Origin of the sequence: Sphingomonas sp. OK281 (assembly GCF_900115295.1) — a bacterium.
Lineage (GTDB): Bacteria > Pseudomonadota > Alphaproteobacteria > Sphingomonadales > Sphingomonadaceae > Sphingomonas.
Genome location: NZ_FOVZ01000003.1, coordinates 181,180 through 206,002, shown reverse-complemented (window position 1 = coordinate 206,002; position 24,823 = coordinate 181,180). Strand labels below are relative to the sequence as shown.

The following is a 24,823-nucleotide window of genomic DNA, read 5'->3' as shown; positions in this document are numbered from 1 at the left end:
GCGTTGGTGCCGGACTGCAAACGCCGGAGGCATGGCCGAGCGGATCGATCCGACGATAGATCGGCGCCCTGCGGCCGCGCCTGCGCGACGTGCAGCGTTGCACTAGCGCGTATCTACCCTAGCTCGATCTTCGTTGGCGTTCGAGGCGAAGGCACGACGAAGCGGTCGAACCTTAGTTTCGCCTCTGCCGCCTCGCCTCGCCGCACGGTATTCAGCGTGCGGCGAAGGGCATCGCCTCGATCAGCGACGACAAGGCTTCGTCCTGAAAGGAATTGGGCCGGACGTGGCGATCGGGTAAAGAAATCCTCAGGCCCTTGCGCTGGTCGCGTTTCATGTCGCGGACCTTGCGGGCCATCGCAAGCAAAGTTCCCTCGAACAAGATTTCGCCCGCATAGCCATCGAAAGACTGTCCGGCGGTAATCCTTACAAGCGTTGCCTGATCTTTCCACGGAAAGTCCATGATCGTCGTTCCCTGTCCCTGTTTCGTCATATCCTAGCAGTCCAGCGGACTGGCTGGCTTAATCCATGTCGTTGACTTTGTGTCGCCGATCGCTGTTGTGTCGCTGGCGTAACGACAGGCTTTTGCGCGCCACTCGACGCCTCTGGCTGGATTACTCCATATGCTCGGTCCCGTTACCTTCGAAACGCAACGCGGACCGCCTGATCCGCTGGACCTGACGTCCTGCGATCGCGAGCCGATACACGTCCCCGGTTCGATCCAGCCGCACGGCATGGTCCTCGTCGCCGATCCCGGTACGCTGACCATCGTCGCAGGCGCGGGCGATATCGAGGGGGCGCTCGACCCCGCGTGGCTCGGCGCAAAGCTCGACGACCTGCTTGGCCAGTCCGTGTCGGCGTTGCTCGATGCGCGGCCCGGCCAAACGACGATCGCGCTGTCGTCCGTTACGGGTACGCACGCTCGCTTCGATGCCGTCGCCCGCCGATCGTCGACCGCGATCGTCGTCGAACTGGAGCCGGCACCGGCCGTGATGCCGTCGTCGATCGACATGCTGTTCGCGATGGAGGAGGCGGCGACCGCGTTCGAGCAGGCATTCGGGCTGCTGCAATTGTGCGAGCGAGCCGCAGAGACGTTTCGCCGATTGACCGGGTTTGACCGGGTGATGGTGTACCGGTTTCTCGACGACGATGCGGGCGTCGTCGTCGCGGAGGATCGCGATCCTGCGCAGCGGACCTTCCTCAACCAGCATTTCCCCGCGTCCGACATCCCCCGGCAGGCCCGCGCCCTGTACGTCCGCAACCGGGTCCGCGTGATACCGGACGTCGGGTACGAACCGGCACCGCTTCGCCCGGTCGGCGCACCGACGCTCGACATGAGCGACATCTCGCTGCGGAGCGTCTCGCCGATCCACCTTCATTATCTCGCCAACATGGACGTCGCCGCCTCCGCCTCGGTCTCGATCGTGCGCGACGGCATGCTGTGGGGCCTGATCGCCTGCCATCATTCCGTACCCCGGCTGTTGCCGCTGCACGTCCGCATGACGTGTCGGGCGCTGGCCGGCAGTCTCGCCCGCCAGATCCGCGCCAAGGAGGACGCCGAACTCTACCGCGAACGCATTCGCCTGCGCACCGCGGAGGACGCGATCGTCAACGGGCTCGGCAGCGACACCGGGCTGACCGGCTTCCTGGCCGACACGGGGGACGAGATTTGCCGGATGATGGTCGCGGACAGCTTCGCCGCGGTGCGGGGGGACGATATCTTCGTCGCCGGTCGTGCACCGTCCGCGGAGGACGTCCGCCGCATCGCCGGGCATGTCGGTGAAGCCGCGCGCGTGCTGCCGTTCTCGAGCGACCGGTTGTCCGAGCATTTTCCGCCTGCGATCGCGTGCCGCGATTTGGCGAGCGGCGTGCTCGCGGTGACGATGCCGACCGACGACCCGACGATCTTGCTGTGGTTTCGCGCCGAGCAGGTCCAGGTGGTCAACTGGGCGGGCAATCCGCACAAGGCGCATGCCGGTGCTCCCGACGTGCCGCTGACGCCGCGCGCATCGTTCGCGATCTGGAGCGAGGCCGTGCAGGGCCGGTCGGCGCCTTGGAAGGTCCACGAGATCGAGGCGGCGGGGCGTTTGTCGCAGACCCTGTTCGACGCACGCCAGCATCGCCGGCTGTTCGAGGTCAACCACGCGCTGACCGCGACGATCGCCGATAACGAGAGCCTGTTGTTGCAGAAGGACTATCTCATCAAGGAGGTCCATCACCGGGTGCAGAACAGCCTGCAACTCGTCTCGGCGTTCCTCGGGCTGCAAAGCCGCGAGGTCGGCAATGCGACGCTGACGGCGCAGCTGACCGAGGCGCAGCGCCGCCTCTCCGCGGTGGCGATGGTGCATCGGCGGCTGCATTCCGACGAGCATCTGCAGGCGATCGATCTGGCGCGCTATATCGGCGATCTCTGCACGGAGATCGGATCGACGATGGGCCCGGCATGGGATGGGCAGATCCAGCTGGAACTGACGCCGGTGCTGATGCCGACCGAGCGCGCCGTGCACCTCGGGTTGATCCTCACCGAACTGCTCATCAACGCCAACAAATACGCATATGACGGGGAACCGGGGCCGGTCATGATCACGCTGCATCAGAACCGCGCACGGCTGATGCTGGTGGTCGCCGACAATGGCAGCGGCAAGTCCGGCAAGCGCGAGGGGTTCGGCTCGCGGATGCTCGCGGCACTGGTAACGCGGCTCGCGGGGACGATGGAAGAGGCCGACAACCGGCCTGGGCTGCGCATCACGATATCGGCGCCGATCGTCGGCGCGTAGGATATCGGCGCCGCCTGGTTCATGCCGATCGAGGATGCAAAAAAATCAATCCAGCCCCTCTTGATGACCGTTCCGGGCAAACCATCTTGCCGCCGCCGGACGCGATCTTTCGGTCCGGTGACATCTGAGGGCACCGGCTCCGTGTCCGGTGTTCCTCGTGCTCAGATTGCTCATGAGGAGGATTTGACTATGAGGACCAACTTCGATTTCGCTCCCTATCGCCGCTCGACGGTCGGTTTCGATCGGCTGTTCGACCTGCTCGAAAGCACCGCCCGGACCGAGGCCGCGGAAGGGTATCCGCCGTTCGACATCGAGCGCGAGAGCGAGGACAGCTATCGGATCACGCTGGCGGTCGCGGGCTTCCGTCCGGACGACATCGAGATCGTCGCGCAGAACAACCAGCTGACCGTCAGCGGGCGCCGTCCCGACGACCGCGACGAAGCGCGGTTCCTGCACCGCGGCATCGCCACGCGCGCGTTCGAACGCCGCTTCCAGCTGGCCGATTTCGTGCAGGTTCAGGCTGCTCGGTTCGACAACGGGCTGCTCACGATCGGCCTGAAGCGCGAAATCCCCGAAGCTATGAAGCCGCGGCGGATCGAGATTTCCGGGTCGGCCGCCAATGATCGGATTTCCGCCCCGGACGCCGACCGCGACGTCGCGTAACCCATGATCCAGGACCCGGTGCCGCCGCCGTCATCGGCCGGCGGCACCGGTATGTTTGCGCGAGGCATTGGCGACGGCGCGACGCGAAACTTCCACCACGGACGACGCGTTCATGCGGCTCGAGGCGCTCGGCCTCGGACCCACTTACGCGAAGTCACATCACACGAGGGAAACCATCATGGGCTTGTTTTCAAAAGACATCGTGACGTTCGACGACCTGTTCCTGCACCAGTTGCAGGACGTGTATTATGCCGAGAACCAGATCACCAAGGCGCTGCCGAAGATGATCGACAAGGCAACCGCACCGGCGCTGAAGCAAGGCTTCGAAACGCACCTGCGTGAAACCGAAGGCCAGATCGCTCGCCTCGAGCAGATCTTCACGCTGCTGGGCGAAAAGGCGAAGGCCGTGACGTGTCCCGCGATCGACGGGATCATCAAGGAGGCCAACGAGGTCGCGGGCGAGATCGAGGACAAGGCAGTGCTCGATGCCGCGCTGATCGCGTCGGCGCAGGCGGTCGAGCATTACGAGATCACGCGCTACGGCACGCTGATCGCGTGGGCCGACCAGCTGGGACGGTCGGAGATCGCGGCGATCCTGAAGCAGACGCTCGACGAGGAATACGCGACCGACGACAAGCTGACCGCGATGGCGACATCGGCGATCAATCCGAAGGCCGAGGCGGTCACGGCGTAACCGCCCGACCTCCTTGGTAAAAAGAGCGGGCCGGCATCGTCGCGATGCCGGCCCGTTTCGTATCAGGCCTTCTTGCGCGCACGCTTCGGGCTGGCGGCGGCCTCGACGTCGTCCTCTTCGTCCGGTGCGTCTTCGCCGGCTTCGGTCAGCGCTTCGCCGAGCGCCTTCAGCTTGTCCTGCGACTTGTCGGCCTTGTCGGCGATCTTCGTCGTCGCGGCGCCCAGGCGGTGGAGCAGCGCATGGACGCGGTCGGCGTCGGGCTCACCCTTTTCCAGTTGCTTGCGCAGCGACGCGAGATCGCGAAGAATGCCCTTTGCGCCCGGCGTATCGATCTCGGCCAGTGCGGCCTCCCAGTCCTCGACCATGTCCGCGCCCTTGGTCGGCTTGGTCGCGTCGAGACCACGATTGATTGCGTTCATCGTTCCGGCGAATTTGACGGCCATTTCATTCTCTCCGCTTGCCTGTGATGGGCTGCCTGTGTTGGCGCTCGTCAACGAAGCGGATCGGCCGATATGTCCGCGCGAAACGTGCAGACTTCGATCAATGTAATCTGGGTTACCGGAGGTCGTGCGCGCACCGAAAAGCGTCGATCATGGAGCGCTTTGGCCGCCCAGATAATGCGTGTGCGCGGCATCGGTGGCACTCACCGCGAGGATCGAGCGCGCCTTGCTGGGGGGCAGTGCCTGGCCGCGGCCATCGCCACTCGCCGCGATGACGCGCTCGAGCAGATCCTGGCCCTCGCGCCACCAGCCGATCCCGCTCGCGGCATTCAGATGCCCCTGCGGGCCGGCGTCGACGAAGTGACTGCCCCAGTCGGCGGCCATGCTGTGCGCGCGCTCGGGCGTGACCCAGGGGTCGTCGCTGCTTGCCACCACGATCGACGGGAACGGCAGGGGCGTGCGCGGCGTCGGCGAGAAGCCCTTGAGTTCGGCCTGCGCACCGCCGCGATCGACGTCCGCGGGCGCCACCAGCAAGGCTCCGGCAACCGGCCAGCCATAGGGTTGCGGGCTCAGTTCGGCCCACCAGGCGACGGCCAGGCAACCCAGGCTGTGCGCGGCGAGGATCACCGGCGCGTCGGCCCTGCGGATCGCCTCGTCGAGCCGCGTGACCCACGCATTGCGGTGCGGCGTGTTCCACATGCCGAGTTCGACGCGGACCGTGTCGGGGCGCGCCTCCTCCCATAGCGTTTGCCAGTGCGAAGGGCCCGATCCGCCGAGACCCGGCACGGTCAGGATGGTCGGCTGGACGGAATCATACGGTGCGAAACTACCCACAGCGCTTCTCCTTCTCCGGACCCCGTTCTTCGGGGCGGGGAGCGTAGCCGAACGACGCTCTAGGGGACGCCGTGCGGCCACGCTCTCCACCGTTGAAGATAATCCTACCGATCGAGTGGGCAATGGCATTGCGGCGAAAGGAAGGCAGCTTGCGGTGGCCGGACGGGACGCCGATACGCGCGGTCATGGCAAGGATACGCGCATGGTGAAGACTCGGGCGGACCAGATGCTGGTCGACAGGGGGCTGGTCGAGTCGCGGACGCGCGCGCAGGCGCTGATCATGGCGGGCCTGGTGTTCGCGGGCACGAAGAAGGTCGACAAGCCGGGCCAGACGCTCGCCGACGACGTGTCGCTCGACGTGCGCGGCCGCGATCATCCCTGGGTTTCGCGCGGCGGGATCAAGCTCGCACATGGCCTGGCGCATTTCGGCTGGGACGTGAGCGGCGCCGTCGCGATCGACGTCGGCTCCTCGACCGGCGGCTTCACCGACGTGCTGCTGAAGAACGGCGCGACCAAGGTGTACGCGGTCGACAGCGGCACCAACCAACTCGCCTGGTCGATCCGCCAGGACGAGCGCGTCGTCGTCCACGAACAGACCAGCGCCCGTATCCTCACGCCCGCGCACATTCCCGAGCCGATCGACCTGATCGTGTGCGATGCGAGCTTCATCGGATTGGCGAAGGTGCTCGAGCGGCCGATGACCTTTGCCAAGCCCGATGCGCGGCTGATGGCGCTGGTGAAGCCGCAGTTCGAGGCGGGACGCGAGGAAGTGGGCAAGGGTGGCGTGGTCCGCGATCCCGCGATCCACCAGCGGGTCTGCGACGAGGTTGCCGCGTGGCTGACGGGGCAGGGCTGGCGCGTGGTCGGCGTGGTCGAAAGCCCGATTACCGGCCCCGAGGGCAATGTCGAGTTCCTGATCGCGGCTTTGCACGGTGATATGCCGGTGCCCGATCGATCGGTCTCCGAAATGCCCGCCGAGTCCTGACCGCGCGGAAGGCCATGCTTCCCCATCGCCGTCGTCAAGTCCCGCCGTACCGGAATGAACCACTAGCGGAACGATTATCGCGCACGCACGGTTTACCGATCGCAAAATGCGCGCCAGGACGAGCCCGCGTAAAGACGGAAGGACGTGTGTGGGCGGTATCGCTTCGAAGGGCCAGTTGAGGATGTCGTTCCTCCGCTGGGCGGTCGTGACCGTGCCCCTGATCCTGCTGCTCGGCTTCGTCTCCGGCCGATCGGTCGCGGTTGGCAGCGAGAACGCCTGGTACATGGCGCTCGCCAAACCTGCGCTGAACCCGCTGGGCTGGGTGTTCCCGGTCGTCTGGACGACGCTCTATATCATGATCGGGCTGGCACTTGCGATGATCCTCAACGCACGCGGCGCACGGTCGCGCGGGATCGCCGTCGCGCTGTTCGTCGGGCAGTTCGTGCTCAACCTCTCCTGGACGCCGATGTTCTTCGGCGCGCACAGGATCGGGGCGTCGGTGCTGGTGATCGTCGCCATGCTGGCCTTGTCGATCGCAGCTACCGTGGTATTCGCGCGCATCCGGCCGGCGGCAGCGTGGCTGATGGTGCCGTATATGGTCTGGATCAGCTTTGCCGGCGTGCTCGCCTTCAGCATCGGGCAGTTGAACCCGAACGCCGAAAGCCTTGCACCAGCGCCGCATACATCCCAGATGCTGTGACGCAGCAGATACTGCGATAATGGGGTTTTGAAGCAATGCAGTCCGAAAACCGCGTGTTCGACGATATCGTCAAGGTCTTGAACGGTGCGGCCGGTACGCTTGCGGGCGTTGGACGCGAAGCCGGTTCCGGTGCGCGCGACCGCGCGCGCGAGTGGCTTGGCGGGCTCGACTTCGTCAGTCGGGAAGAGTTCGACGCGGTCAAGGCAATGGCAGCCGCCGCACGCGACGAGAACGATGCGTTAAAGGCTCGTCTCGATGCACTCGACGCGAAGTTCGCGGCGCAGTCGACCGTAAATGCACCGCTCGGGGCGTCGGTCGACTGACTTTTCCACAGTTTTCCGCAGAATTGGGGCCGATGGGGTTGTCGGGGCGTTTTTGCCTCGGCACCCTTTGTCGTGCGATAAGGACCGCCAGGACCCTATGATGCTTGAACACGCCGACCACGACCACGAAGATGCCGCCCCGATCGACATGCTCGAAAGCTATTACGCTGCGCATGGCTGGGAGCATGAGCGTCACGACGACGAGATCGTCGCGACCGTCAAGGGAAGCTGGGCGACCTACGAATTGCGCGCGCTGTGGCGCGAAGACGATAGCGTCCTGCAATTCCTCGCTTTTCCCGACATCAAGGTGCCGGACGAGCGGCGTCAGGCGGTGTACGAGACGATCGGCCTGGTCAACGAACAGCTGTGGATCGGCCATTTCGAACTCTGGTCGTCGAGCGGCATATTGCTGTTCCGCCATGCGGCGATGGTCGATGGCGGCGACGACGGAACCATGTCGCTCGAAGCTGCCGAACTGCTGGTCGAATCGGCAATCGAGGAATGCGAGCGCTTCTATCCGGTGTTTCAGTTCGTGCTGTGGGGCGGAAAGAGCCCCAAGGAAGCAATCGCCGCAGCCTTGATCGAAACGCACGGCGAGGCATGAGCCTCCCGCCAATCGGCTTTCCGCAAGGTCCATTGTGGCTGATCGGGTGCGGCAACATGGGCGGCGCGATGCTGCGCCGCTGGATCGCCGGCGGGCTTGACCCCGCACGTGTCACGGTGATCACGCGGAGCGGGCAGGGGGCGCCCGAAGGCGTCCGCTCGTTGATCGCGCTGCCCGACGAGGATGCCCCGGCAACGCTGATGCTCGCGCTCAAGCCCCAGCAGATCGACGCCGCGCAGGCGTTGCTGGCGCCGCTTCGAGGGGCTCCGAGGCTGCTCCTGTCGATCCTGGCCGGTGTCGATCATGCGGCGCTGAGCCAGCGGTTCGCGGCCGACACGATCGTCCGCGCGATGCCCAACCTCCCGGTCGCGATCGGCAGGGGGGTGACGTCGCTCTACACGGTCGGCGCGTCGCGCGAGGCGATCGCCGCGGCAGAAGCCTTCGCAACCCCGCTCGGTCATTTCGAATGGATCGCCGACGAAGCGCATTTCGATGCGGTCACGGCGCTGGCAGGCTGTGGCCCCGGATTTGTGTTTAGATTTGCCGACGCGCTTGCCAAGGCGGGTGCCGCGCTCGGGCTGCCAGCGGACCAGGCGGCGCGTCTTGCGATCGCCACGCTCGAAGGATCGGCGATCATGGCTGCCGATGCCGACGTCTCGCCCGCCGTGCTGGCGGACCGCGTCGCCAGTCCCGGTGGGTCGACCCGCGAAGGCCTGAACGTGCTCGACCAGGACGAGGCGCTGGTGACGCTGCTGACCGCGACGTTGGCTGCTTCGGAACGTCGCAACGCCGAAATGGCGGCCGCGGCGCGCTAGATCGATTTTCGGGTTCGGCTGGGACGGCGGGGATTTGCGGCAAGGCCGATACCGCGCTGTTCGCTGATGTGTGCCGCGACGATTACGAGCCGCGCGAAATCCTAGAACACTCATGAAGTCGAGGCGTACGCTGCAGCGCCACCATCGTCGCCGATGTTCGACGAGAGGATGATGGTGATGCCTCTACGGCCACGTCAGCCATCTCTTCAGACCGACGTCTTTGCCCGCCATGACGTCACACCATGTTCCACTATCGGCCTTCGTTCACCGCGTTCAAGATTGCGCGGCCATACGCGGTCTTCTTGAAGCGCTCGCCGGCCGCTCGCGCCTGATCGGCGGTTATGAAGCCCTGGACGAAAGCGATCTCCTCAAGGCACGCTACCTGGATACCCTGACGGTTCTGAATGGTGCGCACGAACTCCGCCGCCTCAAGCAGACTGTCATGCGTGCCCGTGTCGAGCCAGGCATAGCCCCGGCCCATCTGTTCGACGACCAGATCGCCGGCGTCCATGTAGAGCCGGTTGATGTCGGTAATCTCGAGTTCGTTTCGCAGGGACGGCTTTAGGGTACGGGCGAACTGGACGACGCGATTATCGTAGAAGTACAAGCCGGTTATGGCGTGGTTCGACTTGGGCTTCTCGGGCTTCTCCTCGAGGCTGATCGCCTTGCCGCCTTCGCCGAACTCGACCACGCCATAGCGCTGGGGATCCTCGACGCGGTAGGAAAACACCGTCGCGCCGCTCTTGCGTTCGACTGCACTCGCCAGCAGGCCGGTCATATGCGCGCCGAAGAAGATGTTGTCGCCGAGCACCAGCGCGACATTGTCGTTGCCGATGAAGTCCGCGCCGATCGTGAACGCCTGGGCGAGGCCGTCGGGGTTGGGCTGTTCGGCGTAGGCGATGGTCAAGCCGAGCGCCGAGCCGTCACCGAACAGGTTCTCGTAATTGCCGATGAACTCTGGGCTCGAGATGATCAGGATGTCGCGGATGCCGGCGAGCATGAGCACCGACAGCGGGTAGTAGATCATCGGCTTGTCGTAGACCGGCAGCAGCTGCTTGTTGACCGCCAGCGTGGCCGGATGGAGGCGCGTGCCCGAACCGCCAGCCAGAATGATGCCCTTCACGCGCGTGTCTCCTTGTCGGGTGCCCCGAGTAGTTCATCGAGGATGGGGCCGAGCGCGGTCTGCCACGCCGGCGGATGGATGCCGTAGTCGCGGGTGATCGCGTCGTGGCTGAGCAGCGAATTGGCCGGCCGCGTCGCCGGCGTCGGGTATTCCGCGGTGGTGATGCCCTGTACTTCGGCACTGGCCCCGCCGCGTGCGGCGCTCTGTGCGAAGATCTCGCGGGCGAAGCCTGCCCAGGTCACCGCACCGGCGTTGCTGAAATGATAGGTGCCGGTCGGTGCTGCCGGATCGTCGACGAGACGCATCGTGATCGTCGTCAGCGCGGCTGCGAGATCGGTTGCCGATGTCGGGCTGCCGTGCTGGTCGTCGACCACGCGCAGGGTCGGGTTGGTTGCGCCGACGCGGAGCATCGTCTTGATGAAGTTGTTGCCGTGCGCGCTGACCACCCAGGCGGTGCGGACGATGGCGTGGCGGGCGCCCGACGTGCGAACCGCGAGTTCACCCCCAAGCTTCGACGCACCGTAGACACCGAGCGGGGCAACCGGATCGGTCACCTCCCACGCCCCATCGCGCGCGCCGTCGAAGACATAGTCTGTGGAGACCTGAACGATCGGGATGCCGGCCTTCGCACAGCTTTCCGCGAACGCCGCGGGCGCCATCGCATTGACGGCCCAGGCGGTGACGACGTTGCTCTCGGCCTTGTCGACCGCGGTGTAGGCGCCGGCGGAGATCACAGCTGCCCAAGGTTGTGACGCGACCATCGTGGTGATTGCGGCGGTGTCGCGCAGGTCGAGCTCGTCGATGTCGACCGCGGTGACCGCCCAGCCATCGGGCCACGCATACCGCTTCAGCTCGGTACCTAGCTGGCCGTTACCGCCGGTGACGAGGATCCGCTTCACGTCGCTCATACGGAAAGTCCGCGGCGCTGGCCGGCCTTGTGTTCGGCGACGATCGCTTCCCACCAGCCCTGGTTGTCGAGATACCAGGCGATGGTCTTCTCGATACCCGTCTCGAAGGTCTCGGCGGGCTCCCAGCCAAGCTCGTTCTTGATCCGGCTCGCGTCGATCGCATAGCGCTTGTCGTGGCCGGGGCGGTCGGCGACGTAGGTGATCTGCGCCGCGTAGGACTCGCCATCGGCGCGCGGGCGCAGCCGGTCGAGGATCGCGCAGACGGTCTTCACGACCTCGAGGTTCTGCTTCTCGTTGTTCCCACCGACATTGTAGGTCCGGCCGGGCTCGCTCTTTTCGAACACCGCGTGCAGCGCGCGGACGTGATCCTCGACGAACAGCCAGTCGCGGACCTGGTCGCCCTGGCCGTAGACCGGCAGGTCGGCACCCGCGAGCGCCTTGACGATCATAAGCGGGATGAGCTTTTCGGGGAAGTGATACGGCCCGTAATTGTTCGAGCAGTTGGTGATCAGCACCGGCAGACCGAACGTGTGGCCCCAGGCGCTGACGAGGTGGTCCGAGCTGGCCTTCGACGCCGAATAGGGCGAGCGCGGATCGTACGGCGTATCCTCGGTGAACAGCCCGGTCTCGCCGAGCGAGCCGTAGACTTCGTCGGTCGAGATATGATGGAAGCGGAACGCCGCCTTCGCTTCGTCATCGAGGCCGAGCCAATAGGGGCGCGCCTCGCTGAGCATCGTGAAGGTGCCGACGACGTTGGCCTGGACGAACGCGCCGGGGCCGTCGATCGAGCGGTCGACATGGCTTTCGGCTGCGAGATGCGTGACGATCCCGGGCTTGAACTCGGCGATCGCGGCCTTGACGGCGTCTGCGTCGCAGATGTCGCCCTGGACGAAGCGGTAGCGATTCGAACTGGCGACACGCTCGACCGTCGACAGCGTGCCGGCATAGGTGAGCTTGTCGAAGTTCAGGACCTCATGATCGGTGTTCTCGATCAGGTGACGGACGAGCGCCGAGCCGATGAAACCGGCCCCGCCAGTCACGAAGATGCGCATGCGTCGATCCTTCAAGCGACTGGCGCCAGGGGGCGGCCGTCATAGGCAAACGGGCTATCGAACTCATCGAGCAGCGGCAGCATCGCATCTTTGGCCGAAAGCTCGGGCAGGATGCCGGGCGGTATCCGCCAGTCGATGCCGCCCGCGCCGATAGCGGGATCGTTCCAGCGTATCCCACCTTCATGATCGGGCGCATAGACGTCCGAACACTTATAGATGACCTCGCAATCATCCTCGAGCGTCAAGAAGCCGTGCGCGAAACCGATAGGGACGAAAAGCTGGTGCCCGTTTTCGGCCGATAGTTCGGTACCGATCCATTCGCCGAACGTCGGCGAATCGTGACGCACATCGACGATGACATCCAGGATCGCTCCCCGTACGCACCGCACCAGCTTGGCCTGGCCGCGCGGCGGCGTCTGGAAATGCAAGCCGCGCAACGTATACTTCGATAGCGACCGCGAGTGATTGTCCTGAACAAAACGGCAACCGATCCCGAGCTTTGCAAAGACAGGCTCGGAGTAGATTTCGGCAAGCCAGCCGCGGCTATCGCTGAAGCGGTAAGGTCGGATGAGCTGAGGCAAAAACATAAGTGCAGGTATAGGACCGGTGATCGGAGAAGGTCCAACTCCAAAAAAATGACGGATCACGAATTGAGCGGGCTATGGATCTGTTCCGTTGAAATAATCTTAAGTTTACGACGATGCGTATGACGGGCGTCTCTTGTATTCTTCCTCATCATCGCGGTTGGCATGGTCGGTGCGCAACTCGACGAACACCGCCTCGTCTTTCATTTCGTCGGCAACCATGCGTAGCGCGGCCTGCATTGCTTGACCTTTCTTCGGGGCGGGCACCAAGGGGCTGATGCATATCCACGAGCTTTTGTGGACCACGTCGCCTGGCTAACGGTCGGCCGGCCAGCGCGGATCGTCGGCGGGCGGAACGGCGTCGGGTGCGCTTGTCTTGATCATGTCCCGGATCGTTCGAGCGTGTGGATCCACCCGCGCCGCTCCTTCGCGGGTCGGACGTTCGGTGGCCGCGACGGGTTCCCTGCGCGGGCGGCTGCGACTTTGGACAAGGCGGGGCGTTCAGCGCACAGAAGATATGAAGGAGATCACGATGAGGCGGACGGGCAAGGGATTGATCGGCGGGGCGATGCTGGCGGCGGTATCGGGGGTCGGGCTGTCGCTCTATTCGAGCCGCGTCGCGCGCAAGGCCGAGGAACTGGTGCCCGCGGAAGGGCGCTTCCTCGACGTCGCGGGCGCTCGGTTGCACTATATCGACGTCGGTAGCGGGCCGACGATCGTCATGGTGCATGGGCTCGGCGGGCAGTTGCGCAACTTCAGCTATGCGCTCGTCGACCTGCTGAAGGACGACTACCGCGTGATCGTCGTCGATCGGCCGGGGTCGGGTTATTCGACCGCGACGGGGGCGATGCCGGGGATCATCGGGCAGGGCGCGATCATCGCCGACTTCATCCAGAAGCTCGGGCTCGATCGGCCGTTGCTGGTGGGACATTCGCTGGGGGGGGCGCTCAGTCTCGCGGTGGGGCTCGACCATCCGCATCTGGTGCGTGCGCTGGCGTTGATCGCGCCGCTGACGCAGCCGCTGGAGCAGGTGCCGGAGAGTTTTCGCGGGCTCGCTCGGATTCCGTCGGGTGCGCGTCTGGCGTTCGCGCAGGTGCTGGGTACGCCGCTCAGCCGGCTGACTGCTAAGAAGACGCTGGAAGGCGTGTTCGCGCCCGAGGCTGTGCCGGAGGATTTCATAACGCGGGGCGGCGGCGCGCTGTCCGCGCGGCCGATCGCGATCGCGGCGGCGGCTGCGGATCTTGCCGGGGCGAACGACGATGTGACGGCTATGGTCGGGCGGTATGCGGAGATCGGTTTGCCGGTGCGGATCTTGTTCGGGCGGCAGGATGCTATTCTTGACCCGGCGTGGAATGGGCACCGGACTGCGGCGGTTATTCCGGGGGCTAAGATCGACACGATCGAGGGGGGGCATATGATCCCGATTACCGCGCCTGAGGCTTGTGCGCGGTTTGTAAGGGCTGCGTTTGCGGCTGGGTGACGGGGCAAGGTCGAACAGATCGACCTAACCCACACAGCACCACCCCGGCGAAGGCCGGGGCCCAGGTGGAAAGGTTGATGTAACGAGGCGCTCCGCTCCGTTAGCTGCCATCCCCAACTGGGCCCCGGCCTTCGCCGGGGTGGTGCTTTGGTGGGGAGCGCGTTCTCGACAACAAGCACTCGCGGCGTTGGAAGTTGCCGATGCGCGTGTTGATGCAATGCCGATAGCTGTCCGGGAGACGGCAACGAACGCCATCTCCCGCTCCTTGTTCTCCCGCGAAGGCGGGAGTCCAGTCTGGGCTCCCGCCTTCGCGGGAGAACACGCTTGCGTTTGAGTACCGGTCAGCCCGCGACGGGGAGCTTCACCTTGCCCTCGTCGTCTCGCTCCAACGGGCCGTAGGACAACACGACCTCCAGCAGCAGCGGGCCGCCGTAGATGTGCGGGAACAGTTGCCCGCCGCGCGACTCTTCCCACTTCACGTCGTCGCCGAGCGCTTCGAGATCGATCGCCGCGACGTGAAGGTCCGACTGGCCGGCAAAGTGCTTGTCGACCGTTTCCGTCAGCTGCTCGGCGGTCGACAGGTGGATGTAACCATCGGCCACATCCACCGGCGCCCCCGCAAAGCTCCCGCTCTCCAGGGTTGCCAGCTGCTCCCCCGTCAGCACCTTATAGGCGATCGGATCGCGGCTCATTCGCCGTCCTCCGGACCCGCTGCGTCGTCCTCGCCGATCGTCGCGCCGGTATCGGGAGCGACCTCCGGCACGGCGTCCGCCAGGTTGATCTCGGCGTCTTCCTCGGTTTCCTCGATCCGTGCGGCGGAGACGACATGTTCGCCCTTCGCCACGTCGAACAGCTTCACGCCGGCCGAGTTACGGCTGATGACGCGGAGCGACGCGAGCGTCGTGCGGATCAGTTTCGCCTGGTTGGTCACCAGCATCAGCTGATGGCCCTTAGCCGCGGCAAAGCTTGCCACGACGGGTCCATTGCGACCGATGTTATCGATGTTGGTGATGCCCTGGCCACCGCGACCCGTGCGGCGATAGTCATAGGCGCTCGACAACTTGCCATAGCCGTTCTCGCAGACCGTCAGGATGAACTGCTCGCGGTCCTTGAGATCGTTGTAGCGGTCGGCGCCCATGCCGTGATCGCCCTCGCGCTCGCCCTTCCAAGGTGCGAACTTGAGGTACGTCTCGCGCTCCTCGGGCGTCGCGCCGACACGGTGGAGGACCGACAACGAGATGACCTCGTCGTCGCCCTTCAGCGTGACACCGCGGACGCCGGTCGAGGTCCGGCTCTGGAACTCGCGGACGTCGTCGCCGGCGAAGCGGATCGCCTTGCCGAGCTTGGTCGCGAGAAGCACGTCGTCATGCTCGCTAAGCAGCGCGACGCCGATCAGCTTGTCCTCCGAACCCTCCTCGAAGCGCATCGCGATCTTGCCGTTCGAGGGCACGTTGGTGAACGCATCCATCGCATTGCGGCGGACGAGGCCGCGCTGCGTCGCGAACATCACGTGCAGGCGGCTCCATTCGCTGAGATCCTCCGGCAGCGGGAGCACGGTCGAGATCGTCTCGCCCGGCGCCAGCGGCAGCAGGTTGATCATCGGCCGGCCACGCGTGGCAGGGCCACCCTCGGGCAAGCGCCAGACCTTGTAGCGATAGACCTTGCCGAGGTTCGAGAAGAACAGCACTGGGGTGTGCGTCGAGGTGACGAACAGTTCGGTGACGACGTCCTCGTCCTTCGTCGACATGCCCGCACGACCCTTGCCGCCGCGCGCCTGGGCGCGGAACGTGTCGAGGCTGGTGCGCTTGATATAGCCCTGCATGGTCACGGTGACGACCATGTCCTCGCGCTCGATCAGGTCCTCGTCGTCGATACCGTTGGCGGCAGCGGCGATCTCGGAGCGGCGCGGCGTAGCGAATTCGTCGCGGATCGCGATCAACTCGCCGCGCATCACTTCGTACAGCTTCGCGCGGTCGCCGAGGATGTGGAGCAACTCGCCGATCGTCGCGGCCAGTGCCTTCAGCTCGTCGCCGATCTCGTCGCGGCCGAGCAGCGTGAGGCGGTGCAGGCGGAGATCGAGGATCGCGCGGACCTGTGGTTCGGACAGCTTGTAGATGCCGTCCGCCTGCTTGTCCTCGACCGCTTCGACCAGCGCGATGTACGGCGCGATTTCCTCGACCGGCCATTCGCGGGCGAGCAGCTTGCCGCGCGCTTCGGCGGGGCTCGACGAGCCGCGGATGATCTTGACGACCTCGTCGAGGTTGGTGACCGCGATGACGAGGCCGAGCAACAGGTGCGCGCGCTCGCGGGCCTTGGCGAGTTCGAACTTCGAGCGGCGGGTGATGACCTGCTCGCGGAAGGTGATGAACGCGCCGATGATGTCGCGCAGGTTGAGCAGCTCGGGGCGGCCGCCGCGGATCGCCAGCATGTTGGCGGGGAAGCTCGACTGCGCCGGCGTGTGCCGCCAGAGCTGGTTGAGCACCACGTCGACGGTCGCGTCGCGCTTCAGGTCGATGACGATGCGGACGCCCATCCGGCTCGATTCGTCGCGGATGTCGCTGACGCCTTCGATCCGCTTGTCCTTGGCGGCTTCGGCGATCTTCTCGACCAGGCCGTTCTTGCCGGTCTGAAACGGGATCTCGGTGAGCACGATCGAGCGACGGTCGCCCTTGCCCTCCTCGACGATGTGGCGCGAGCGGACGATGATCGAGCCGCGGCCGGTCTCGTACGCGGACTTGGCGCCAGCACGGCCGAGAATGATCGCGCCGGTCGGGAAGTCGGGACCGGGGACGATCTCGAACAGTTCCTCGGTCGTGATCGCGCCATTGTCCATATAGGCGAGGCACGCGGCGATGACTTCGCCGAGATTGTGCGGCGGGATGTTGGTCGCCATGCCGACCGCGATGCCGCCAGCGCCGTTGACGAGCAGGTTCGGGAAGCGCGCCGGCAACACCGAAGGCTCGCGCTCCGAGCCGTCATAGTTGGGCGTGAAGTCGACGGTATCCTTGTCGAGATCGCCGAGCAGCGCGTTCGCCACCTTGCCGAGACGCGCCTCGGTGTAGCGCATCGCCGCGGGTGGATCGGGATCCATCGAGCCGAAGTTGCCCTGGCCGTCGATCAGCGGGACGCGCATCGACCAGTCCTGCGTCATGCGGGCCAACGCGTCGTAGATCGAGCTGTCGCCGTGCGGATGGTATTTACCCATCACGTCACCGACGATGCGCGCGGACTTGCGGTAGGGCTTGCCGGCGACGAAGCCGCTTTCGTGCGCGCCGTACAAGATGCGGCGGTGGACGGGCTTCAGGCCGTCGCGGACGTCGGGCAGCGCGCGCGCGACGATGACGCTCATCGCATAGTCGAGATAGCTCGACTTCATCTCGTCGACGATCGAGATCGTGGCGATGCCGGCGGGCTCGCCGCCCTGGGGTTCGGCGAGTATGGTCTCGTCGGTCAAATCTGAACGCTTTCGGCTTGTTGCGGTATGATGACAGACCTTAGCCGAGGGGGGGGCACCTTACTACCCCCGCGCACGCGTACGCACGCGAGGGAGAAGGGTTTCATCGTTAATTTGAAGGTTATTTGCAGGCGGTCTTGGTCTTGTTGCCGGCGAGCGAGCAATTGTAGGTGACGGTCTTGCCGTTCGCGAGTTTGGCGGTAACCATGCGGCCCTTGGCGACCGTCGTGGTGCGCTTTGCGACCTTGGTGTTGCCCATCGGCGTGGTGGTCTTGGTCGTGGTGGTGTGCGTCGCGACGGTCTTCGGCTTGACGCTGGTCTGCGCCTGCGTCGCGGCGACGGCTGCGGTGCCGGACAGCAGCGTAGCGGCGGCGAGGATCGCGAGGGGGAGGGACTTCTTCATGCGGGTATCCTCTCGTTTCGGCCTTGGTGGACGATGCGGAGAGACTGCGCCGGGGGACCTGAACGCGCGATGGCGGGCAGGTGAATTCCGCGTCATGCGCGGGCCTACTTCTTACCCCTCCCTGGAAGGGAGGGGCAGGGGGTGGGTCGGCTTCCGCATTGGCTAGCGGTCGTGGTCTGCAACCGGCCGACCCACCCCCAACCCCTCCCTCCCAGGGAGGGGAGCAGAAGTTAGGGCGTGACCTCGACGCCGTCCCAGGCGAACAGTTTGCCGCTGTCCGGTGCGCGCAGGCCGTCGATGACGTCGAGCAACTGCACCGCCGCGCGGTCCGGCTTGAACAGGTTGCCGGGGGTGACGTTGCCCTGGAACGGCTTCGACAGGCCGGTGTCGACCGTCCCCGGATGCAGACCGACGACGATCCCGCTCGAGTTCCGCCGTTTGTCCTCGATCGAAATCGTCTTCACCAACTGGTTCAGCGCCGCCTTCGACGCGCGATAGCCGTACCAGCCGCCGAGCCTGTTGTCGCCGATGCTGCCGACCCGCGCCGACAGCACGGCGAACACGATCCGCCCCGCTTTCGGCATCGTCGGCAGGAAGTGCTTCGCCACCAGCGCCGGCCCTATCGCGTTGATCGCGAAGTTGCGCGCCATCCACATCGGATCGAGTTCGCGCATCGCCTTCTCGGGGCCCTTGTCGCCGTCGTGCAGCAACCCCGTCGCGACGATCACCAGCGTCGGCGACCCGACGCGCGAAGCCGCCGCCGCAATGCTAGCCTCGTCCTCCAGGTCGAGATGCCGATCGCCACTCTCCGACCGCGCGAACCCATGGACCTTGTCGAAAGCCCCTTCCTCGATCAGCGCCTCTTCCAGCGCCTTGCCGATCCCGCCCGACACACCGATGACGACCGCGCTGCTCACTTGCGTACGAACCGGAACTGCGCGTCGCTGCTGCCCGCCGCGTCATAGGCATAGCCGTCGCTGTCGAATCCCTTGATCCCCTCGATGTCGTCGACGCGGTGCTCGACCAGCCACCGCGCGACCATCCCGCGGGCCTTCTTCGCGTGGAAGCTGACGAACTTCTGCGCTTCGCCTTCGCGGAAATCGATCGCCACGACGCGGATCGACTTGGGCAGCTTGCCGTCCGCTGCCGCCCAATATTCCTGGCTGGCGAGGTTGAGGATCGTGCCCGATCCCTCCGCCTCGACATCGTCGGCGAGCAGCTTGGCGATCCTGTCTCCCCACCAGTCGGTCAGTTTCGTCTTCCGCGGCGCCCAGCGCGTGCCCATCTCCAGCCGGTAGGGCCGCATCAGGTCGAGCGGGCGGAGCAAGCCGTACAGCCCCGACAGCATCCGCACGTGATCCTGCGCGTAATCGACCGCCGCCTCGTCGAGCGTCTTCGCCTCCAGCCCGGTATACACGTCGCCCGCGAACGCGAACATCGCCGGCCGCTCGGGCAGCGTGTCGAAGTCGCGGAACCGGTCTGCGTTCAGCTTCGCCAGCGCGGGCGAGATATGCATGAGTTCCGACAGCTTCTTCTGCGTCAGGTGCGCGGCGGCGTGCGCTAGCGTCTTCGCCTCGTCGGCAAACCGCGGTGCGGTCGGGTCGAGCTTGGGCAGTGCGCTCTCGTAATCGAGCGTCTTGGCGGGCGATAGGACAGCGATCATCGTCGCGATCTAGCGGTGGCGGGGAGCGCGTTCAATCGACGTTCACCCGCTAATTTGCAGGCAGGGGATCCGGACCGCTTGCTTGAACGTATGCACCACGGACCATATAGCGTCGCGGCGCGCCACTTACGTAAGCGGGCCGACGCAGAGGGAGAGTTTCCGCATGAAGACCATTTCCAAGCTTGCACTGGTTGCGGCATTCGCCACCGGCGTGAGCAGCATGGCACTTGTCACGCCCGCCTACGCCAAGGACAAGAAGACCGACGCCGCGCCTGCCATGAAGCTGAGCCCTGAAGTTCAGAAGCCCGGCGTCGCTGCGCAAACCGCACTTGCCGCCAAGGACTTTGCCGGTGCGCAGACCGCGATCGACCAGATCGATGCGGCCGCCAAGACCGATTACGAGAAGTATATCGGCGCCGCGCTTCGCTATCAGCTCGAGAACGAGAAGCTCGTCGCCGCGCAGACCGCGAATCCCAACGCTCCGATCAACGAGACCACGCTGGCCGGCCCGCTCGATGCGCTGATCGCCAATGCCGCGACGCCTGCCGCCGATCGGGGCAAATACGCCTATCGCCGCGGTGCGCTCGCGTTCAACGGCAAGCAGTATCCGATCGCACTCCAGTATTTCGCCAAGGCGAAGGAGTACGGCTACAATGATCCGAACCTGCCGCTGCAGATCATCAAGGCCAAGATGGACAGCGGCGACGTCGCCGGTGCCACCGCCGATCTCGACGCCAGCATCGCGCAGATGACCGCAGCCGGGCAGAAGGCTCCGGAAGAATATTACAAGTACGCCGTCGCCAAGTCGTATGCCGCCAAGCGCAATGCCGACACGATGGCATGGCTGAAGAAGTGGGTCACCGCCTATCCGACCGCGAAGAACTGGCGCGACGTGCTGGTCCTGTCGGGTATCCAGCAGAATGCGCTGATCCCGCTCGACGAGACGCAGAAGATCGACGTGTTCCGCCTGATGCGTGCCACCAACGCGCTCGCCGACCAGACCGACTATCTGCAATATGCGGATAGCGTGAACCGTCGCGGCCTGCCGAGCGAGGCACAGGCGGTGATCAAGGAAGGCATGGCGCAGGGCAAGATCCCGGCCGCGAACACGATGGCAAAGGGCCTGCTGGCCGACGCGACCAAGAACATCGCCGCCGACGGTCCGCTGTCGGGACTCGAGAAGCGCGCGACGACGGCGGCCAACGGCAAGCTTGCCGCGGGTACGGCCGACGCGTATCTCGGTCAGAACAATTACGCGAAGGCGGTCGAACTGTACCGCGTCGCGTTGCAGAAGGGCGGGGTCGATGCCGACGACGTCAACCTGCACATGGGCATCGCGCTCGCGCGCTCGGGTGACAAGGCCGGCGCCGCAACCGCGTTCGCCGCGGTCAAGGGTTCGCCCAAGGCCGACGTCGCCGGTCTGTGGACGACTTGGGCCGCCGCTCCGGCTGCGTAAGCTTAGGCGTTCTGATTCGGGAAGCGGGGCGGCAGGAATGCCGCCCCGTTTTCGTTTGTGGGCTCGAGAAGCGCCCCTCCCTGGAAGGGAGGGGTAGGGGGTGGGTAGGCCGGCTCGTGTCTCCACGGTCCGAACCCGGCGGAACCCGACCCACCCCCAACCCCTCCCTTCCAGGGAGGGGCGCAAGGTCAGAAGCTTATTCCACCACTACCGGGATCCCAGACAGCGCCTTGGCCGTCCGGATCGTCAGCGATGTCTTCACGCTCGCCACGTTCGGCGCCGGGGTCAGATGCGTCGTGAGGATTTCCTGGAAGCTCTTCAGGTCCGCCGCGACGATCTTGAGGATGAAGTCGATCTCGCCGTTGAGCATGTGGCACTCGCGGATCTCGGGAATGTCGGCGATGTGATGCTCGAACGCGGCGAGGTCGTGCTCGGCCTGGCTGCGCAGCGATACCATCGCGAACACCGTGATCGGGAAGCCCAGCCGGCTCGCGTCGAGATCGGCGTGATAGCCGCGAATGGCACCCGCTTCCTCGAGCGCGCGGACGCGGCGGAGGCATGGGGGGGCGGTAAGTCCTACCTGGTCGGCCAGGTCGACATTGGTCATCCGACCGTCGGCCTGCAACAGCGACAGGATCTGGCGATCGATCCGGTCAAAACTCATGTCACGCAACTCCCGATAGGCATCAAACCAAGCGATTCATTCCCCATAGCGATAAGATTGTTGCGGCGAAACGCAATTGTCCCACTATGCGACGAACATTGCCGTGCCGGAAAATGCCCTGTTCCTTCGATGAGTCCGCGGCGTTAAGGAATCAGTACGGAGAGCGTGCTAGGCCCGCTGAAGCCGGGGAACGATGTGCGGTTCGACGATAGCCTGAAGACGATCCTTGCCGCCGACATGGCCACCGGTTTCGGTGCGCAATCGGCATGGCGGCAGCTGGTCGACCTGATGGGACGCGGTCGCGCCGTGGTCGACGAGCCGGCGATCGCACGGTTGCGGCTGCTGCGCCAGGCGGTGCCGGTCGAGGTTCGCGCCGCGAGTGCGCGCGCGCTCGCCTTTGCCAAGCCGGATGCGAAACTGGTCGCCTTTTTCGCGGAAGACGTCCTCGCGATCGCCGCGCCGGTGCTGCGCACCGCGACGCTCGGCCCCGACGAATGGCTCGCGCTGTTGCCGCGGCTGACCCCGCCGAGCCGCTCGGTGCTGCGCCATCGCCGCGATCTTCCGGCCGAGGTTCAGCGCGGGTTGCAGAGCTTCGGACCGACCGACTTCGTGCTGCCGCGACCCGATGCGCCGGTCGAGGTGGACCTGGTAGAGGCGGACGTGGTCGAGGTGGGGGCGATCGTTCCCGAACCGATGCCGCCCGAACGCCCCATGGTCGCGGCGCCGGAACCCGTACGCGTCAGGACACCCGAGCCGTCGCTCTACGCTGCACCGCTCAGCGAAACGCCGTTCATGGCGCTCGGCGCGGTGGCGCGCGGCCTGCCGTTCGTCGCCGAGGCGCTGCGCCACGCGGCCCTCGCCAACGGCGAGCCCCCGGTCCTGGCACCGATGGACGCCGCCCCGGCCGACCGGTTCGAAATCTCCGACCTCGTCGCGCGGATCGAGGCGTTCAACCGCGACCGTACCGTCGACGCCGCTACGCCGACGCCCAAGGCCGCGGAGATCGAGGGTTTCCGTTTCGAGACCGACGCGCAGGGCGTCATCCGAATGGTCGACGGCGTTGCCCGGTCGGCGCTGGTCGGCGTGTCGCTCGCTTATGCCGCGCAACAAGGCGAGGCGCATCTCGACGGAGTCGCGGCAGGCGCGTTCCGTCGCCGTTCGCGGTTCGACGACGCGCGGCTCGAAGTCGGTGGCCTGTCCGACGCGTTCGGATCGTGGCGGCTGTCCGGCGTGCCGGCATTCGAACACGCGTCCGGTCGGTTCATCGGTTTCCGCGGGATGGCGCGGCGACCGCGTCGCGACGAGACGACCGAGCCGGTTCGCGCGTCCTCTCCCGTGTCCGACTCGCTCCGCCAGCTGGTCCACGAACTGCGCACGCCGACCAACGCGATCGCCGGGTTCGCGGAACTGATCGAGACGCAATTGCTCGGCCCCGTATTGCCCACCTACCGCGACCGCGCGACCACGATCCGCACACAGGCGGGCGACCTGCTCTCCGCGATCGACGACCTCGACACCGCCGCGCGGATCGAGGGCCATGCGCTCGATCTGCGCCCGACGACCGTGCCGGTACGTCCACTGCTCGACCGCGTAACCCGCGACCTCGAGCCGCTGGCCTCGCTGCGGGGGGCACGGCTCAGCGTCGCGATGCCGGCGGGCGACTGCGAGATCCGCGGCGACGACCGTGCCGTCGAGCGGCTGGTCGGCCGACTGCTCGCCGCGTTGGTCTCGGCCGGTCGTAACGGCGAGAATCTCGGGATCGTCGTCCGGCCGGTCGCCGACACCGTGACGATCGCGTTCGACCGCCCCGCCGCGCTTGCCGCCTATGCGACCGATGTGCTGCTGAGCATCGACGCCGAGCAGGAAGGCGATGGCGCGCCGCTGCTCGGTACCGGGTTCGCGCTCCGGCTCGCGCAGAACCTCGCGGTCGAACTGGGCGGCGTGCTGACGATCGGACTGGACCGCCTGACTCTTCAGCTCCCTGCGGCCGATGCGGGCGAGGTGGAGCGCGTCGCCGACGACCAGCGGTGATCGCGGACGGCGCGTATCGTCCCCCGCGCCCGACCGACGCGCAACGTATCGTCTGGCCCGAGGATTTCGGCACCCGCTTCACCGTCTTCGTCGACGTCGAGGAGGAATTCGACTGGACCGCGCCGCTCGATCGTCGCAACCGCGCGACGACCGCGATGGCGGCTTTCCCCGACGCACATCGCCGGTTCGCCGATCGCGGCGTCGGGCTGACTTGCATGGTCGATTACCCGATCGCCACCGATCCGGCCTCCGTCGCGATCCTCGCGCGCGTTGTCGAGGACGGACGATCGGAAATCGGGACGCAGCTCCACGCCTGGGTCAATCCGCCGTTCCCGGACGGCGCGCCGGCAGGATCGACCTATCCGGGCAGCCTGCCGCGTACGTCCGAAGCCGCCAAGCTCGAAACGCTGACGCGGGTCATCACGACTGCCTTCGGTAGAGCGCCGCGTGCCTATCGCGCTGGTCGCTACGGTATTGGTCCCAACAGTTTCGCGCTGCTCGCTGCGCTTGGTTACCGGATCGATAGTTCGGTTCGTCCCGGCTATGATTATAGCGCTGACGGCGGCCCCGATTTCTCGATGGCCGACGCGGGCGCCTATCGCTCGGAGGGCATCGTCGAGTTGCCGCTGACGACCGTCTTTACGGGCGGTATGCGGCGGGGGGGCGCACATCTGTACCGTGCGCTCGGACGCATTCCTAAGGGTCGGGGCCTTTTCGCTCGCGGGCGCCTCTTGTCCCGGATTGCGCTGACGCCCGAGGACATGCCGATCGCCGATGCTCTGGAGGCGGTTGCGGTGGCGGCTGGCGAAGGGCTCAGGTTGCTCAACCTGTCGTTCCATTCGCCGTCTCTGGCGCCGGGACATACGCCTTACGTTCGCGATGCGGCGGATCTGAAGCGTTTTCATGCATGGTGGACCGCGATGCTCGACGAGTTCGAGCGGCGTGGGATCCGCAACGCGTCGCTCGACGACATCGTTACGGCGCTGGGGTAGCGGGCGGATCGCGGGCTTGCTCTATTCGAAGGTTCGTGAACAAGTTTGATCGCGACGCTGCAGCTAAGTCCATCAGGCTCCCCTCCCTGGAAGGGAGGGGCAGGGGGTGGGTCGGCTACCGCATGTCCGACCGTTAGGGCTCAAGCTGGCCGACCCACCCCCAACCCCTCCCTTCCAGGGA

Annotated in this window: 26 protein-coding genes; 12 read left to right on the top strand and 14 right to left on the bottom strand. The window is 65.8% G+C overall.

What is annotated here, in order from left to right:
* Positions 1–211: 211 nt before the first annotated feature.
* Positions 212–460: a hypothetical protein gene (locus BM244_RS12475; RefSeq protein ID WP_139226926.1), complete on the bottom strand. Its 249-nt coding sequence runs from the start codon at positions 458–460 to the stop codon at positions 212–214.
* A gap of 160 nt (positions 461–620) precedes the next feature.
* Here BM244_RS12475 and BM244_RS12470 point away from each other — a divergent pair, with 160 nt between their 5' ends.
* From BM244_RS12470 to BM244_RS12460, 3 genes are all read left to right on the top strand, one after another.
* Positions 621–2,774: a histidine kinase dimerization/phosphoacceptor domain -containing protein gene (locus BM244_RS12470; RefSeq protein WP_093399264.1), complete on the top strand. Its 2,154-nt coding sequence runs from the start codon at positions 621–623 to the stop codon at positions 2,772–2,774.
* Between the two features lie 189 nt (positions 2,775–2,963).
* Positions 2,964–3,437, top strand: a complete 474-nt coding sequence (locus BM244_RS12465; protein WP_093399263.1) for an Hsp20 family protein — start codon at positions 2,964–2,966, stop codon at positions 3,435–3,437.
* A 178-nt stretch (positions 3,438–3,615) separates the two neighbouring features.
* Positions 3,616–4,131 carry a YciE/YciF ferroxidase family protein gene (locus BM244_RS12460; protein ID WP_093399560.1) on the top strand — a complete coding sequence of 172 codons (516 nt, stop codon included), beginning with the start codon at positions 3,616–3,618 and terminating at the stop codon, positions 4,129–4,131.
* Between the two features lie 62 nt (positions 4,132–4,193).
* On the opposite strand, the gene BM244_RS12455 is transcribed toward BM244_RS12460, so the two are convergent.
* Both BM244_RS12455 and BM244_RS12450 read right to left on the bottom strand, forming a co-directional pair.
* On the bottom strand, positions 4,194–4,574 hold the full coding sequence (locus BM244_RS12455) for a hypothetical protein (RefSeq protein WP_254784427.1): 381 nt from the start codon (positions 4,572–4,574) through the stop codon (positions 4,194–4,196).
* A gap of 147 nt (positions 4,575–4,721) precedes the next feature.
* On the bottom strand, positions 4,722–5,405 hold the full coding sequence (locus tag BM244_RS12450; protein WP_093399262.1) for an RBBP9/YdeN family alpha/beta hydrolase: 684 nt from the start codon (positions 5,403–5,405) through the stop codon (positions 4,722–4,724).
* 202 nt (positions 5,406–5,607) lie between these two features.
* Here BM244_RS12450 and BM244_RS12445 point away from each other — a divergent pair, with 202 nt between their 5' ends.
* From BM244_RS12445 to BM244_RS12425, 5 genes are all read left to right on the top strand, one after another.
* Entirely contained in the window at positions 5,608–6,390 is a 783-nt protein-coding gene (locus BM244_RS12445) for a TlyA family RNA methyltransferase (protein ID WP_093399558.1), read from the top strand.
* Between the two features lie 148 nt (positions 6,391–6,538).
* The gene (locus BM244_RS12440; RefSeq protein ID WP_254784426.1) at positions 6,539–7,090 is read left to right on the top strand and encodes a TspO/MBR family protein; all 552 of its coding nucleotides are present in this window, start codon (positions 6,539–6,541) and stop codon (positions 7,088–7,090) included.
* A gap of 35 nt (positions 7,091–7,125) precedes the next feature.
* Positions 7,126–7,413 carry an accessory factor UbiK family protein gene (locus BM244_RS12435; protein ID WP_093399260.1) on the top strand — a complete coding sequence of 96 codons (288 nt, stop codon included), beginning with the start codon at positions 7,126–7,128 and terminating at the stop codon, positions 7,411–7,413.
* A gap of 100 nt (positions 7,414–7,513) precedes the next feature.
* The gene (locus BM244_RS12430; RefSeq protein ID WP_093399557.1) at positions 7,514–8,017 is read left to right on the top strand and encodes a type III secretion system chaperone family protein; all 504 of its coding nucleotides are present in this window, start codon (positions 7,514–7,516) and stop codon (positions 8,015–8,017) included.
* A complete protein-coding gene (locus BM244_RS12425; RefSeq protein ID WP_139226925.1) occupies positions 8,014–8,832 on the top strand; it encodes a pyrroline-5-carboxylate reductase family protein in 819 nt (272 codons plus the stop codon). Before BM244_RS12430 ends, BM244_RS12425 begins: the two co-directional genes overlap by 4 nt.
* A gap of 250 nt (positions 8,833–9,082) precedes the next feature.
* Here BM244_RS12425 and rfbA read toward each other — a convergent pair whose 3' ends face one another.
* From rfbA to BM244_RS23785, 5 genes are read right to left on the bottom strand one after another with little or no spacing between them, the layout of a single operon-like run.
* Positions 9,083–9,955, bottom strand: coding sequence for a glucose-1-phosphate thymidylyltransferase RfbA (gene rfbA, locus BM244_RS12420; RefSeq protein ID WP_093399259.1), 873 nt, complete (start codon positions 9,953–9,955; stop codon positions 9,083–9,085).
* Entirely contained in the window at positions 9,952–10,863 is a 912-nt protein-coding gene (gene rfbD / locus BM244_RS12415; protein WP_175518194.1) for a dTDP-4-dehydrorhamnose reductase, read from the bottom strand. Before rfbD ends, rfbA begins: the two co-directional genes overlap by 4 nt.
* Positions 10,860–11,915: a dTDP-glucose 4,6-dehydratase gene (gene rfbB, locus BM244_RS12410; protein ID WP_093399258.1), complete on the bottom strand. Its 1,056-nt coding sequence runs from the start codon at positions 11,913–11,915 to the stop codon at positions 10,860–10,862. Before rfbB ends, rfbD begins: the two co-directional genes overlap by 4 nt.
* Positions 11,916–11,926: 11 nt before the next feature.
* Positions 11,927–12,562 (bottom strand): dTDP-4-dehydrorhamnose 3,5-epimerase, encoded by a 636-nt coding sequence (gene rfbC / locus BM244_RS12405; protein ID WP_368086070.1) that lies wholly within the window; start codon positions 12,560–12,562, stop codon positions 11,927–11,929.
* Between the two features lie 45 nt (positions 12,563–12,607).
* On the bottom strand, positions 12,608–12,739 hold the full coding sequence (locus tag BM244_RS23785) for a hypothetical protein (protein WP_302847270.1): 132 nt from the start codon (positions 12,737–12,739) through the stop codon (positions 12,608–12,610).
* Positions 12,740–13,031: 292 nt separating this feature from the next.
* Here BM244_RS23785 and BM244_RS12400 point away from each other — a divergent pair, with 292 nt between their 5' ends.
* Complete coding sequence (locus BM244_RS12400; RefSeq protein WP_254784425.1) at positions 13,032–13,979, top strand: alpha/beta fold hydrolase; 948 nt, start codon at positions 13,032–13,034, stop codon at positions 13,977–13,979.
* Between the two features lie 341 nt (positions 13,980–14,320).
* Here BM244_RS12400 and BM244_RS12395 read toward each other — a convergent pair whose 3' ends face one another.
* The 5 genes from BM244_RS12395 to yaaA all read right to left on the bottom strand — a co-directional run bounded on the left by BM244_RS12395 (position 14,321) and on the right by yaaA (position 19,499).
* Positions 14,321–14,671: a DUF952 domain-containing protein gene (locus BM244_RS12395; protein ID WP_093399256.1), complete on the bottom strand. Its 351-nt coding sequence runs from the start codon at positions 14,669–14,671 to the stop codon at positions 14,321–14,323.
* A complete protein-coding gene (gene gyrA / locus BM244_RS12390; protein ID WP_093399255.1) occupies positions 14,668–17,433 on the bottom strand; it encodes a DNA gyrase subunit A in 2,766 nt (921 codons plus the stop codon). Before gyrA ends, BM244_RS12395 begins: the two co-directional genes overlap by 4 nt.
* A gap of 121 nt (positions 17,434–17,554) precedes the next feature.
* Positions 17,555–17,836 (bottom strand): hypothetical protein, encoded by a 282-nt coding sequence (locus tag BM244_RS12385; RefSeq protein ID WP_093399254.1) that lies wholly within the window; start codon positions 17,834–17,836, stop codon positions 17,555–17,557.
* Positions 17,837–18,066: 230 nt separating this feature from the next.
* A complete protein-coding gene (locus BM244_RS12380; RefSeq protein WP_093399253.1) occupies positions 18,067–18,753 on the bottom strand; it encodes an SDR family NAD(P)-dependent oxidoreductase in 687 nt (228 codons plus the stop codon).
* Positions 18,750–19,499, bottom strand: a complete 750-nt coding sequence (gene yaaA, locus BM244_RS12375; RefSeq protein ID WP_093399252.1) for a peroxide stress protein YaaA — start codon at positions 19,497–19,499, stop codon at positions 18,750–18,752. Before yaaA ends, BM244_RS12380 begins: the two co-directional genes overlap by 4 nt.
* Before the next feature lie 163 nt (positions 19,500–19,662).
* Here yaaA and BM244_RS12370 point away from each other — a divergent pair, with 163 nt between their 5' ends.
* The gene (locus BM244_RS12370; RefSeq protein WP_093399251.1) at positions 19,663–20,955 is read left to right on the top strand and encodes a hypothetical protein; all 1,293 of its coding nucleotides are present in this window, start codon (positions 19,663–19,665) and stop codon (positions 20,953–20,955) included.
* 196 nt (positions 20,956–21,151) lie between these two features.
* Here the strand turns inward: BM244_RS12370 and BM244_RS12365 are convergent, their stop codons facing one another.
* Positions 21,152–21,619, bottom strand: coding sequence for an Lrp/AsnC family transcriptional regulator (locus tag BM244_RS12365; protein ID WP_093399250.1), 468 nt, complete (start codon positions 21,617–21,619; stop codon positions 21,152–21,154).
* A gap of 195 nt (positions 21,620–21,814) precedes the next feature.
* On the opposite strand from BM244_RS12365, the gene BM244_RS12360 reads away from it, so the two are divergent.
* Both BM244_RS12360 and BM244_RS12355 read left to right on the top strand, forming a co-directional pair.
* On the top strand, positions 21,815–23,650 hold the full coding sequence (locus tag BM244_RS12360) for a sensor histidine kinase (RefSeq protein WP_254784424.1): 1,836 nt from the start codon (positions 21,815–21,817) through the stop codon (positions 23,648–23,650).
* On the top strand, positions 23,647–24,642 hold the full coding sequence (locus BM244_RS12355) for a polysaccharide deacetylase family protein (RefSeq protein WP_093399249.1): 996 nt from the start codon (positions 23,647–23,649) through the stop codon (positions 24,640–24,642). The genes BM244_RS12360 and BM244_RS12355 overlap by 4 nt, the downstream gene beginning before the upstream one ends.
* The last annotated feature ends 181 nt before the right edge of the window (positions 24,643–24,823 follow it).